Genomic DNA, 14,488 nt, shown 5'->3' with positions numbered 1-14,488 from the left:
TTTTCTAAAAGTGTATAACAATCATTTGGGAATGTCAATGACTTGGATAGAGCTTCAAACAAATTAACCCTTTTCTATCATTTTGGGCATTCTATATGGTATTTATGTGTTCGTGTATCCTATAAAATCAACGCATAACCACTGGATAAAGTATAGGCTTCATCTACCTTCGCCAATCTGTAGGTGACATACCTGTCATCGCTTTCATCTTTTTGCTAAAGTAATACACATCTGAATAACCGATGAGTTCTGCAATGTTCTCCACTGTTAAATCACTGTGTATCAGCAATTCTTTGCCTTTTTCTATTCTTAACTCATTAATATAAGTAGAGATGCTTTTTTTCATAGCTCCTTTGAATAACTTTCCTAAGTAATCATGGTTGTATCCATAATAACTTGCCAGACTTTTTCTTGTAAGCTTCGTGTGGTAATTGTGTTCAATGTATTGACACAAGGTCTTGATAAAAGCACTGTGATCAGGCGGTGTTGCTGTTTTTCTTGATTCTGTCAATTGACTGATGACAGCAGCCATTATCAGCATCCAATTGGCTTTGGCCTCTAGCTGCCAGGATAACTTATGTTGTAAAAATACCCGAAAAATCTGATCAAAACAATCGGTCATGGATTGTTTATTCTCCATTAACAACACCTTTGGCAGCTCAATATCCCCTTCAAACACGTACCGCTTTCTTAAAAATTTCTTACTGGGCAACTCCGGTTGAAAGCATATGGAACCATTTTTTTGAATCATATTATGGAGATCATACACATCCTTATGGTATTCAAAATCAAAGTGCACCCATTTAATCATACCTGGTGTATCACTATCCAACCAAAAGCTGTGAGGTACATCCGGTTCAATATACAATAATGTACCTGGAACCAATGTATAAACATGACCTTCTTCTTCATAAAATGCTTTTCCAGCCGTGCAAAACATCCATTGATGGTCGTATATACGCCTCTTTTTATGCCGCCACTGATTAGACCCTTGAACACCAGCCTTACGTATGTAGGGTGTTAAAGCATCCATTGCTATTTTTGTTTTTTTCATCCACAACACCTCTTATCATTTATCCTTTTATGACCTCTTATTTTTACAAACAGTTATCGCTTATTTCCATTACCGATACGCTATAAACATTATATACTATAAACAGTCCATTGAGTATACCCATCACACGCCAAATAACCAGACATTGTACTTAAGGGTATACCCTATCATTGTTAAACTTATCGAGCTATGAAAGGAGTATCTATGATGAAAAGACCTAACATTCTGCTGATTACCAGCGACCAGCAACACCATAACACCCTTGGCGCCTTTAACCCGGAGATAAAGACACCTAATCTTGATAGACTGACCCAAGAAGGAACCACCTTCAACCGAGCCTATTGTCCTAATCCAACGTGCACACCTACAAGGGGTTCTATCATTACAGGCATGTACCCAAGCCAACATGGCGGTTGGACCCTTGGAACAAAAGTACCTGAAGATATCCATACAATAGGTAAAGACCTTATGGAAGCTGGCTACCGAACAGCACTGGTTGGAAAAGCACACTTTCAACCTCTTGATTCTACAGAAGCCTATCCTTCTCTAGAAGCTTACCCTACATTACAAGACCTGGATTTCTGGAAAACCTTTAACACGACCCATACACCTTGGTACGGTTTTCAACATTGTGAACTCACACGGAACCATACAGACGAAGCCCATGTGGGCCAACACTATGCATTATGGCTGGAAGAAAACGGCTGTGATAACTGGCGGGACTATTTTAGAGAACCGACTGGAAAACTCACCAATAAAGGCGAGCGCTGTTGGTTAATACCCGAACAATACCACTATGACAACTGGATTGCAGAACGCACCAATGCCTTAATGGAAAACTATGTCAAGGAAGATGAACCCTTCTTCTTATGGTCAAGCTTCTTCGACCCTCATCCTTCTTACTGCGTGCCAGAACCTTACTATTCCATGTATGACCCTGATACCATCACATTACCAACCATCACCGAAGGAGAACATGACCTGAATCCACCCCATTTTGCTATGACTCAAGAGGCATCACCAGACTTTAGCGCCTACCGTGAATCTGGCTTTTTTAACCATGGCATGACCAAACACATGTCCGACGAAAAAAGCCTAAGAAAACGACTGGCCATCTACTACGGTATGGTCACCATGATGGACAAATACATTGGCAGGATCATGGATAAATTAGATGAACTTGGTATAGCCGATAACACCATCGTTGTCTTCTCAACAGACCACGGTCATTTCATTGGTCACCACGGACTAAGCGCAAAAGGACCATTCCTCTATGAAGACCTCATTAAAATACCTTGGATTGTCAGATACCCAAACCACGTTCCTGCCGGCAAAGTATCCAGCGCACTACAATCCTCCGTTGACTTAGCACCCACGTTCCTAAGTATTCTAGACAAAACCATACCAACATCCATGACAGGTGTTGACCAAAAAGACGTCTGGTTCGGCCATGCATCAAATGCCAGAGACCACGTCATCTGTGAACACCACCACGAACCCACCACCATCAACCTAAGAACTTACGTGGACGAACGCTACAAGTTAACCGTATATTACAACCAGACCTACGGCGAATTATTCGACCTTCAAGAAGACCCCGAAGAAGTGCATAACCTATGGGACAATCCCAACTACAAAGACCTGAAAATGTCACTCATGTTAAAATACATCTGGGCAGAACTCGGCAAAGAACCCATGTGGATGCCAAGAATCGCCAGCGCCTAATCAATCCCAACAAAACAAAACCGACACCTATTCAATAGCTTCACCTAACATCACCTAAGCAATAGCAAACATGATATGTTTGCTATTGCTTAGGTAAATACTTCTTCTATAACTTCAGCTATAGTTTTCACCAACAGTTAACCCTCCATACTATTTCACCCTTACTACCTAACCCTATTTCTTCTTCAACAACACCCAACACCCTAAAACCCACTACAACCAAGTCGATGGATAGATGATAGTACATCAAGTGATGTTTAACAACTTGTTAGTCCTTCTTAGCAAGCAGAAATACAGCTTACGTTAAGAACCTTAAGTGTCTGACCAACGGGAGTTCTTAAGGTTTAGTAAGCTGTATTGGCGCGCGCTTAGAAGGACTTCAAGTTGTTAATCTGAACTTGATGTACTATCATCTATCCATCGACGCCGTCTTGCACCAAACCATACAAAAAATGCTTCTATTTTAATATCCTACATTTACAAAACTCTCATACAAGAAAATAAAGCCCCAACCTACCATCAGTCTAGGGCTCAATACAAATTTCCACCTACTTTCCATAATCCATCTTAACACTAACCCCTCCACCATACACACCAAACTGCTCCTCAAAAGCTTCCAACCACTGCTCATGATCTAACGTATCCACACCTGTCCTCACATCTCCCCCTACAGCATGACACACCTCATCAGCAAAACGCAATCCTCTATCACTTGCCTCACCCTCATAAAAAGGCTGAAACTGACTGTTACTCCAAATATGGTACTTCCCTCTCACATGACCATCCAAAGGCCCATGATTAAGAACAACCAACTCATCATCTACTACAGCACCCTCTGGTCCCCATTCCTTCTCATAATCCAATACCTGCTTTCTCAAAGCCAGATGCATCTCAGACCCTTCCATGGATGCTATCACATTATGCACTTCACCAGGATCATTGACCAAATCATACATCTCTTCCTTGCCACCATTATACTGATACACATACTTATATCGGGGATGACGGCACATGACCCACCTGCTTTTATGTAGAAAACCACATGCAGAAATAATGGTCTCTCTATTCCTATCACTTTTCCCTTTTAATAAGCTACCCCCATATAACCGACTTTCATCACCTGGATAATCTGTCCCCGTCACATCAAGGCATGTAGGTAATATATCTGTCAAATCAACAAATGCTTCCGATAAGGTACCAGCTGGAAAGCTCTTAGGATATCGTACAATAAAAGGAACCCTAACAGAACTGTCATAAGGCAGTGACTTGCTATAATACCCTTTATCTTGTAACATCTCACCATGATCCGATGTATAGATGACCAAGGTATTATCCAGTTGGCCTGTTGAGCGAAGATGTTCCATAATATGCCCTACACTTTCATCCACCATGGTCACACTTGTGTAATACGCTTCCCTTATTTGTCTCATCTTATCCTCATCATCCAAATCACCATACCATGGATCAGCTTCATTATCACATGGGTAACTTCTTGACCGTTCAATGGCCTTCGGCAATACTTTATCCTTATATAACCCTTGAAAATCCTCTGGAATATCCCATGGGGGATGGGGTTTAATATACCCTACACATAACATAAATGGATGCTCACCATTCTCATTGAGCCACTGAATGGTTCTGTTCTTCACCCAGTTGGTTTCATAATGAGCTTCATCCACTTGCGCCTGTTGAGGCGTATGATACAGAAGGGGCCTTATGCCATGAATATTTTGTACTGCTCCTAAACCCTGTTTCTTCAAGTATGTAGCATAGGCATCATCTTGACGCCTTCTTGGTATTTCCTCCATTAGATGCATTTCCGAATACCCATGATGCATGCGCACCGGTGAAAAATGCATCTTACCAATAGCTGCTGTTCGGTATCCATTTTCTGATAAAATACCCGGTAATGTGGGGATACCATAATCCTTAATGGGGCTGCCGCCTTTATTGGCAAAATAACCGTGAGCACCTGCAGGCATACCAATGAGAAGGTCATGCCTAGCAGGCATGCATACTGGGTTATGGGTATGTGCGTTTTTATATAAGTATCCTTCTTCAACCAATTTATCCAGATTGGGGGTTATCATATGCTCATAGCCTGCTGCTCCAATGGTATCGTAGCGTTGTTGATCCGCCAGTATGATTAAGATATTGGGCTTATTCATCTAATCTCTCCTTCCTCGATAGAAAACAATTTCTTCTGGATAACTTTTAGCTCGCCTAATGGCTTTGTTATGGTTATCAAGGATGACCTCCTGCCCCTCTTGACTCACCATCTTCATGGGACTTCTCTCCCCTGTATGAAACCAGATTTCGCCTTGCCCTGCATATGTCTGTGCTTCAAAAGGGTCCAAAGGAAAATCATACCACCAATACCCTATGGACTGCTCTTGCTGAGCATTCAGCACACGGGTTAGGGTACCATCCCCTTTAAAGTCATAATCAAACTGCCCATCATGCCATATCCCCACCATTTCAGGTGCAAAAGGACCCACAGGTTTATCCAGATTCAATACCTTATTTCCATGAGCCAAATCAATTACTTTCTCACGTTCACCCTTGTAAAAGGTGGCTTCAATATCAAATAGCAGTTCATCCATGGTATATATCCGAGCTTTCACAACCGTTGTCTCCTGTAGGACTATAGGTGCTGTTAAAACTTGCCAAGGTTGTTCATTCAGTTGTATCTCAATGACATAGGCCGATGGCTTATGCTGACCACACAGGTTTATAAAATCCACATCCACCGTTACTTGTGTACGGTCTTTAAACATTGTCTCACCAAGTATGGATGCCACATATACCCCTGTTGTTGTCCTATGAAGCTCAAGAGGATTAATGGGGTCACCATTCATACTTCTAACAAGAGCCATACATTTACCATAGAATGCTTTTTTAGTTTTGGAAGCAATCGGTGTTGTATCCACCACATTACCGTTTTCAGTGCCTAGAATGTTGACAAGACCCGTGGCTTTAAAATAAAGTGTATTCTCTCCATGAGGCACCATGACACCTTGTGCATCACATATATCCACGTCAATCTGTGCCACATCTTTCCCATCTAAGATTAATTGATCCACATCACTGGTTACCTTTAGGGTTGCAGGTGCACCAGCTGTATCATAGGCTTTTTTGGCGACTTCCTGTTGATTTTTATAACCAATCACTTCTAATCTTCCTGGTTCATAAGGCACATCCCATTGAAGATGCTTAGCCTTCCCTCTGTTGCATCTCCCCAAACTGATGCCGTTCAAAAATAACTCGGCTTCATCACAATTGGTATACACCCACACAGGAATAGGGGTTCGTTCTGGCATATTAGGATGAGTCCAATGAGGCAGTAGATGAATCATGGGCTCTGTGGTCCACATACTCTGATAGAGATAATAAGCATCTTTTGGGTAATTCTCTACCCCAATGACACCGCTATCACTCCATTTTGCCGGCCATTCAAAGCTTTCACCATAGTAATCAAAGCCAGACCATCGAAATTCACCCATTAAATAAGGGCGTTCTTCCGTTAGTGTCCACGAATCCCGAATACAGACCCGCACACCTGCATTATCGTATGATGAGCGGTATGCCAGATGACCATCAAAAAACAATTCGTCTTCCGATAGATTTTCAATTTCTAATCGGGGTTGATTTTTGTCCCGCCACCAAGTTTGGGTTCTGTAAAAGCCTCGTGTTTGACTGGTATGAGGTGCTTCCGTTGCAATCATCAACTGGTCTGGTCTTTTAGCGTGGTCTTCATCATAAAGAAAGCATGCACCACCCCCATCGTTGTAACCAGCAATATCCAATATAGCCCGATTATCATCGGATATTTGAGACGTTCCTTGAACACCGCAGGTAACGGGTCTCGTGGCATCCAGCTGATGCACCAAATCTTGCAGTTCCAGATTAATGGTGGTACTCATATGATGGACTTCATTGCCAATGCTCCACAGCATAATGGAAGGATGATTTCTATCCCGTCGTACCCAATCGGTCACATCTTTCACATGCCATGTATCAAAATACAATCCATAATCATAAGGTGCTTTGGGTATTTCCCAACCGTCAAATACTTCATCCATGACCATAAGCCCCAGCTCATCACAATAATCATAAAACACAGGTGCAAAGGGGTTATGAGCTGTCCGGACAGCATTACATCCCATATCTTTAAGCATCTGCAATCGCTTACGTAACAGCTTATCCGGTACAGCCGCACCTACAACGCCAGCATCATGATGGATACAGACCCCTTTGAACTTAAGGTGCTCCCCATTTAAGTAGAAGCCTTTATGGGGTATGTATGCTGTCTCCCGTATCCCAAACCGAGTGTCATAAACATCTACACAATGCTGGTTAAGATACAGTTCGGTTTTACATGTGTAGAGATATGGATCATCAATGGACCATGGATGGGGCTTAGACACCTTGACTTGCCCATGACATGTTTGCTTCGTCTCCCCTATAGTCACTTCATCTGCTACCGTGCCTACAGTATTACCTGCTCTATCTATAATCATATGTACAATTCTTACTGTTTTTGTTTCTTCATAACCGTTCACCACATCTGTTTCTATGGCGATGGTTGCTGAGTCTTGTGTTATATCAGGGGTGGTCACATAAGTGCCCCATAAGTCAATATGCAGCTTATCTGTTATGGTTAACCACACGTGACGGTATATGCCGCAGCCATTGTACCAGCGACTGGTCTCAGCCTTATCACGACAATCCACTTTTACGGCAATGATATTCAGCCCTTCCACCACATAATCACTGATGTCATAAGCGAAACTAATGTAACCATAAGGTCTTTGACCCACCAGCTGACCATTCACATAAACAGAACTGTTCATGTAAACCCCGTCAAATTCAATGCTGATGGCTTGCTTCAACATGGTTTTATCCACATAAAACGGTTTGCGATAATACCCTATTCCTGTTCTCACAAATCCGCCTTTTTTACCTGAAGGTGCCGCCTTATCATACCCAAATGAAACACTCCAATCATGAGGAAGCTGTACTTTTTCCCACGTGGAATGGTCGTAATGGGGCGTTATGGCTTCATCTCTATCCTCAAGGCTAAAAAACCAGTGGTCATCAAAAGCTTGTGTTCTTGTATATGTACGCTCTATGGCTATCACCTCATTCCTTTCTCAGGGTGCTCTTCATCACAGGATGATTCATAGATAACCCCTGGTCCAAAAGGTGCTAAGGATACCATCACATATTGATTGATGCAGACATCCCCTGTTTCCCGTGCAAAAGACCATAAACGACTGCTTAACGCTTTCAGGATTGGGCTGTCTTGGTAAGCATCCAATACATTGACCATCTCATGGGGGTCTTCTTCTAAGTTATAGAGTTCATCATAATCAAAACCATTATAGACATATTTCCATGCTTTCGTGGTGATGGAACGTTGAATACCATAGAGTTCGTTGCCATTACTCTGGGTAAACAATGCATCCTGCACGTGTTCTGGCTGTTGGTCTTGCATATAAGGTAATAAGCTTTTTCCTGTCATCTTCATGGATGGTTCAATGCCACATACATCAAGGAATGTAGGTGCAAAATCTGCCAATGTTATATAATCATGGATGATTCTGCCAGGGTTCTTAATCCCTTTTGGCCAGCGCATAGCCGCAGGTATGTGATAGGCACCTTTAAAACAAGGTAATCCTTTACACCATAAACCATGCTCTGCCATATAATCTCCGTGGTCCGATACATAGAGAACCAACGTATTATCGGCTTCACCTGATGCTTCCAACGCTTCTAAAACCTGCCCAAATAAATCATCTTCATAGCTACATAAGGCCAGATAATGACGAATGGCCTCTTTGTGTTCACGTTCGGATAACTGATCAAAGCGATCCCTGGTTTTTCGATAAAGACCTGGTTTATCCAGCATACGATCTTTATAGCTTTTGGGTAACTGTATGGTCTCTATGGGGTACATATCCAAGAATCTTTGGGGAACAAAATAAGGGTCATGAGGACCATTGGGAGCAATCATCTGACACCAAGGTCTTTGATCAAAGTCTTTTCCCCCATGATTACGGATATAGGTTTCACCATATTCTTCTTGGTCAACGGTATGGCGATTGAGAATGATATCGATGGCATCATCAATGACCTTTTTATCATTTTTAGGGCATTCATCCAGACCATAATGGGTGTAGGTGCCATAGCCTGGCCGTATGATTTCACCTTCCTCCCTTTTGTCCTTTACACGATAGCCTTCATATTTATCCCATTCCCTTTGCAAGGGCGCTTCATGTTCATAATCTTTTCGTTCATAGGGACGAGGTACCCGAGCAACATCAAATCCTCTGTCTTGTTGAGATTCCAGATTGCTCACATGCCATTTGCCACCATAGTACATGCGGTAGCCGTCTTCTCTTAGGGCTTCACTGAATAAGTGAACCCCTTTATATAAACCTTTTGAAAGTGTATTACCCACATTGACATTATTCCATACCCCATGCTGTGACGGGTATAACCCGCTGAAAAATGTTGCACGAGAAGGACAACAATGAGGGGCTACTGTATGGGCTTGTGCAAAGGATAACCCCTCTTTACAAAAGGCTGTAATATGAGGTGTCTTGGCTCTTTCATAAGGAAAGATGGTGTCACCTCTTTGTTGATCGGTCATAAAAATAAGTATATTGGGTTTACTCATCCTGACTCCTTTCCAGCTTATAGATGGACCCTTCTTCAATGATCTCTCCATATGCTTTAATATCCATGGTAATGGCTGATTCGGGTAATTTCTTAATGAAGGTGTTATGCATAAGAGAAAGCTTCTTAAAACTCTGTCCATACACCAATGGTCTGTTCCATAATTCAATGGTATTGCCTTCAATTAGAATCGTATCATGATAATACTTGCCTGCTTCAAACGCCACCATCTCCGGGTCAATATCAATGATGCCTTTTCCCCAAACGTCTTCATTCATACAGGCGATATAATTGTTCTTAATAACCACTTCACCTACAGGTCCTGACTCATGCCAGTGATTGGTATCGCCGCTTATTTTAATAGCAGTACCTTCAGAGGTCAGGGTATTGCCTTCAATTAGGATGGGTTTTCTAGATGTTAACAGAATACCACGAGCTCGATTCTTCCTTACTATATTGTTCTTAAAGGTCAGCACAGGATAGGCATCCATGTCTTCCAAGCTATAAGCCTTATCTGGCGCTAGATCTAAAGGCTCTTCAAACATTAATTTAACATATTGATTGTTGATGATTTGTTTATCCTGCAATGGCAGAACCTTGTGGTTTAACATGCTGTCACGGTTAAGAATTTGTATGGATGTTCCCTTTTCCAGACCAAAAATACCCACTTGCTGGAAATGACCTATCTTAGCAATAACCGTCTTCTCATCCAGTATTTCTTCAATATCCAGATAGTTACCATGAACATTTAACGCATCATCCAATTGGTTTTCAAACCGGCTGTTGGTGATGGTCAGATAGCCCTTACATCCTACAAAATGGGTTGCATCTGCATTGGTGGATACCATTCTATCCGAGTGTTCATCCACAGCCACAACAATATGATCCAGCTGAATATCTTTACTGTATTGAGCCACAATGCCCATGGTACCTGCTTGACGTATGGTGACCTGATTGAGATCAATGCCTTCTGTATGGTCAATGGCTATACCGGGTACAAACCGACGTTCATGCTTAATGGTGAGTATATTACCTACGTTTGGTAGTTTCCTAAAGGGGTGGTTGATTTCAATAACACCCTCTTCAATTTCATGACCTTTTAATTCCCCTCCAACGTGGTTATCCTTAGCACCATAAACAGGCTTTCTTTCTATGGGATCAAACTCGAGCATACCATGAACATATGTGCTTTCATAACCATCTCCTGTAAAAACAAAGTGGTTTCTAACAACATGGTATGGGAATTTGTTGCTATCTATTTTTAATTGTACCTTATCTGTATCCGAAGCAAGTACCTTACCTTGAGAGTACAGAGGTCTTTTATAATCCATTTCCAGATGCTTAATGACAATGTCTTTAGATTCACTGATGTAAAAAGGCAGTATGCGGCCAATAAAAATAAAGGTAGAGCCATTGCCATCAATGGTAAGGCCTTTTTTATGTAGGATAGGAAAGGCGATGCGCTTTTGGCTGTGGTCGTTATTTGTGATGTAACAATGCTGTTCGTAGGCATATTTAGGTGAAAAATAATAGGTACCTTTTTCAAATTCAATGACCGTATGGTCTTCTGCATCCATAACAGCGCTATTCACGATCTGGGTCCAGTCTTTATGCTTACCACATTGTTCTATTCCAATTCTAATGATGTTCATATTATCCCTTCTCCATTCTTTCTAAGTTTAACAGTAACATTTTCTATTGATGACTCGTTTAGAACTAAATGGCTGGTGCTTGATGATTCCATTTCATGTCCCATAGAGGTGTCATTTTAACGAGATGATCAATCAACAGACGATTATGGATGAGTTTTTGCCCATTATAAGCCTCTTCCTCCCATAAGTTAAACTTTTCAATGGGATCATGGTTTAGATCGTAGAACTCACCATAGGGCTTATCTAAATAATGGACTAATTTGTACCCATCTTTAATACATGCCTTCATCCCGCTTGCCTCTAGATAAAGATAATCTCTTGTTTTAACTTCATCCTTATTCTGCCAATAATCTGTATAAGCATAATTGGACATACCTTTGTCTACTTCACCACCAGCAGCTTCTAAACAAGTTGCCGCAATATCAATATTTAACACATAGTCATCCACATCAAAGCCTTCAAAATCCTTAATGGGCGGCTTAACAAAGAGGGGTACACGCATCAGGCATTCGGATAGGTATTGGGCTTTGGACACAATACCAAAGTCCCCCATGAAGTCTCCATGATCGGATGTATAGATAATGAGGGTATTATCATATAGCCCATTTTCTTTTAATGTCTCAATAATCTCGCCTACCTTTTGATCAATGAGGGATACATTGGCATAGTAGGATCGTTTGGTTTTCTTAAAGACTTCCTCTGAATGATTTTTCACATAAGCCTTTTCTTTCATTTGTTTAAAATGAGGCGGCTTGCAGTCCAAGTCCTCATAACAGGTTTCGGGCATGGGAATAGCATCTAGATCATATTGTTCAGCAAATGCTGTCCCTTCACAATCATAGGGCTGATGGGGGCCTGGGAATGAAATGGTTAAAAACCAAGGTTTATCCGGTCTTTTATGTTTCAGCCAATCTTGACCAAGATCACCCACAAAGGAATCAATGTGGTATTTGATGTCCCCTTTCCAAGAACCACCGATCATAAGACCCCCTTCGTATAATGTGTCTTTGTCCACGTTATGTTGTGCTAAGTAGTCGTAGTATAACGTCAGTTCTTCTTTATGCCCCATTGGACTATGCCCATCCATTATCATGGCTTCGTCATAACCTTTTTCGATACTGGATTCAGCAAAATGCTGTTTACCTACCACTGCCGTATAATACCCTAATGCTTGAAGTCTTGACATGAATGTTTTTTCATAGGCTGGCAAATAGGTTATGTAGGTAGGTGTCTTGCATTCTGTGGGGTGTTTACCTGTCACGATGGCAGCCCTTGATGGAATACAGGATGGATTGGAGCAATAGGCATTTTGAAAGAAAACACTATCCTTGATTAACTTATCCATATGGGGTGTCTTAATGTGTGGGTTCACGTGGGTGAACGTATCGTAGCGTTGTTCATCTGTCATAATAAAAAGTATATTGGGACGCTCTTGTTTTTTCATGACTCTCCTCCTCATTCATTTCTTGACATGTTATAAGATAAGAAAGCTCGTTGTTACCCTTTGATAGCACCAATCATGACGCCTTTCACAAAGAATTTTTGAATATAGGGATAAACGCAAAGGATTGGGATAACAGCTACCATAATGGTTGCATACTTAATAATCACGCCAATATGGGCTTCTGTTCCCACATCAATGCCCATGGACGATTCATCTAATTGATTCTGTAATACGATTTCCCGTAAGAACAATTGTAGAGGATACAGCTTTCTGTCTCTTAAATAGATACTTGCTTGAAACCACTGGTTCCAATGATTGACACCATAATAAAGTGCCATAACCGCCATAACAGGTTTGGATAAAGGCAAAACGATTTTTGATAATAACGTCATATCGTTAGCCCCATCTATCCTGGCCGATTCAAATAAACTTTCCGGGATGGAACGAAAGGACGTCCGCATAATAATCAGGTTCATGGTAATAATGGCCTGGGGCAGTAGCAGTGTTAATCTGGAATGCCCTAGAAGCTGATTGACCACATAATACGTTGGGATAAGCCCGCCTTTAAACTGCATGGTAAAAATAATCATAATGGTTAAGACTTTTGCAATATATAAATCTTTCTGAGCCAGTGCATAAGCGCCAAGGGATGTTAAAAACAGATTAATGGATGTACCCACAATCACATAAAACAGTGTGTTTTTATAACCTGTTAAAACCGCTGGACTTTCAAATACCAGACGATAGGCTTCTATGGTAAAGCCTATGGGTTTCATCAATAAGCCTTTATGGGATTGAAACAGTACTGGATCACTAATGGATGCAAAGAGCACATAGATAATGGGATATAGGGTTAAGAGGCATAGCATACTTAACAAAAAGTAGTTAATACCATCAAAAACACCAAATTTATTCTTCAAACTTTTTTTCCTAGCCACTGTTGTACCTCCTACCATAAACCGCTTCCGCTTATTTTTTTGCCTATTTTATTCGCTGCAATGAGTAATCCAAAATTAATGACCGAGTTAAATAATCCCACAGCAGTGGAATAACTAAAATCAAATTCAAGTAAACCTTTCCGATACACAAATGAAGAGATGACGTCTGCTGTTTCATAGATAACAGGGTTGTAGAGCAGAATGATTTTCTCCCAGCCTACCAGCATCATCTTTCCTATACGCATAATCAAGAGAATGGTAATGGTTGGTGCAATGCCTGGTAAAGTCACATGGATAATCTGCTTAAAACGATTGGCCCCATCAATTTTGGCTGCTTCATAGAGACTTGGGGAAATGCCTGATAAAGCCGCAAGATAAATAATGGTTCCCCATCCAATATGCTGCCAGATATCACTGGTCACAAATATAGGACGAAAAAGTCCCGATATGGTCAACAAGTTTTGTCGTTGAAAGCCAAAAAACGCCAATATATCATTAATGACCCCATCCGTAGCCACCAAATCCACTATAATCCCCGATACCACCACAAGGGAAATAAAGTGAGGCATGTATGTAATGGTTTGTACGGTTTTCTTAAATGCTTTATGCTTCACTTCATTAAGGAGTAAAGCCAATATAATGGGTGCTGGGAACCCAAATAATAATAGATAAAAGTTAATGGTCAAGGTGTTCTTAACCAACCGCCAAAAATAACGGCTGCTAAGAAAATGTTGGAAATATTCGAAACCAACCCATTTGCTTCCAAAAATACCGAGTCCTGGACGGTAATCCTTGAATCCAATGACAATACCCAACATAGGACCATACTGAAAAATAATATAGTATAAAAGTACAGGTATCAGCATAAAGTATATGAGCTTATGCTTCTTATAATCTTCTTTTAGCATATAAAAGATATTTCTTCTTTTCTTTTTTCTCTTTATTGATACCACTTGTTCCATTGTATTCCTCCTACTTTGAATGAAAAAGAGGC

The 14,488-nt window shown here is 41.1% G+C and carries 9 protein-coding genes; 1 reads left to right on the top strand and 8 read right to left on the bottom strand.

Going from position 1 to position 14,488, the window contains the following annotated elements; translation table 11 throughout:
* Window positions 1–163 precede the first annotated feature (163 nt).
* Window positions 164–1,054 carry an AraC family transcriptional regulator gene (locus tag HZI73_RS08075; RefSeq protein WP_212697738.1) on the bottom strand — a complete coding sequence of 297 codons (891 nt, stop codon included), beginning with the start codon at window positions 1,052–1,054 and terminating at the stop codon, window positions 164–166.
* Between the two features lie 204 nt (window positions 1,055–1,258).
* On the opposite strand from HZI73_RS08075, the gene HZI73_RS08070 reads away from it, so the two are divergent.
* A complete protein-coding gene (locus HZI73_RS08070) occupies window positions 1,259–2,779 on the top strand; it encodes a sulfatase family protein (protein ID WP_246552404.1) in 1,521 nt (506 codons plus the stop codon).
* 548 nt (window positions 2,780–3,327) lie between these two features.
* Here HZI73_RS08070 and HZI73_RS08065 read toward each other — a convergent pair.
* The 7 genes from HZI73_RS08065 to HZI73_RS08035 form a co-directional block, all read right to left on the bottom strand.
* Window positions 3,328–4,947 carry a sulfatase family protein gene (locus tag HZI73_RS08065; protein WP_212697737.1) on the bottom strand — a complete coding sequence of 540 codons (1,620 nt, stop codon included), beginning with the start codon at window positions 4,945–4,947 and terminating at the stop codon, window positions 3,328–3,330.
* On the bottom strand, window positions 4,948–7,920 hold the full coding sequence (locus tag HZI73_RS08060) for a glycoside hydrolase family 2 TIM barrel-domain containing protein (protein WP_212697736.1): 2,973 nt from the start codon (window positions 7,918–7,920) through the stop codon (window positions 4,948–4,950).
* Window positions 7,917–9,461, bottom strand: coding sequence for a sulfatase-like hydrolase/transferase (locus HZI73_RS08055; RefSeq protein ID WP_212697735.1), 1,545 nt, complete (start codon window positions 9,459–9,461; stop codon window positions 7,917–7,919). The genes HZI73_RS08060 and HZI73_RS08055 overlap by 4 nt, the downstream gene beginning before the upstream one ends.
* The gene (locus tag HZI73_RS08050) at window positions 9,454–11,112 is read right to left on the bottom strand and encodes a right-handed parallel beta-helix repeat-containing protein (RefSeq protein ID WP_212697734.1); all 1,659 of its coding nucleotides are present in this window, start codon (window positions 11,110–11,112) and stop codon (window positions 9,454–9,456) included. The genes HZI73_RS08055 and HZI73_RS08050 overlap by 8 nt, the downstream gene beginning before the upstream one ends.
* A gap of 64 nt (window positions 11,113–11,176) precedes the next feature.
* A complete protein-coding gene (locus tag HZI73_RS08045) occupies window positions 11,177–12,556 on the bottom strand; it encodes a sulfatase family protein (RefSeq protein ID WP_212697733.1) in 1,380 nt (459 codons plus the stop codon).
* Between the two features lie 53 nt (window positions 12,557–12,609).
* Window positions 12,610–13,494: a carbohydrate ABC transporter permease gene (locus tag HZI73_RS08040; RefSeq protein ID WP_246552402.1), complete on the bottom strand. Its 885-nt coding sequence runs from the start codon at window positions 13,492–13,494 to the stop codon at window positions 12,610–12,612.
* An 11-nt stretch (window positions 13,495–13,505) separates the two neighbouring features.
* Window positions 13,506–14,456: an ABC transporter permease gene (locus HZI73_RS08035; RefSeq protein WP_212697731.1), complete on the bottom strand. Its 951-nt coding sequence runs from the start codon at window positions 14,454–14,456 to the stop codon at window positions 13,506–13,508.
* Between the last annotated feature and the right edge of the window lie 32 nt (window positions 14,457–14,488).

Source organism: Vallitalea pronyensis (genome assembly GCF_018141445.1).
GTDB lineage: Bacteria > Bacillota > Clostridia > Lachnospirales > Vallitaleaceae > Vallitalea > Vallitalea pronyensis.
Note: the sequence above shows the minus strand (reverse complement) of the source record. Positions and strands in the feature narration are given on the sequence as shown.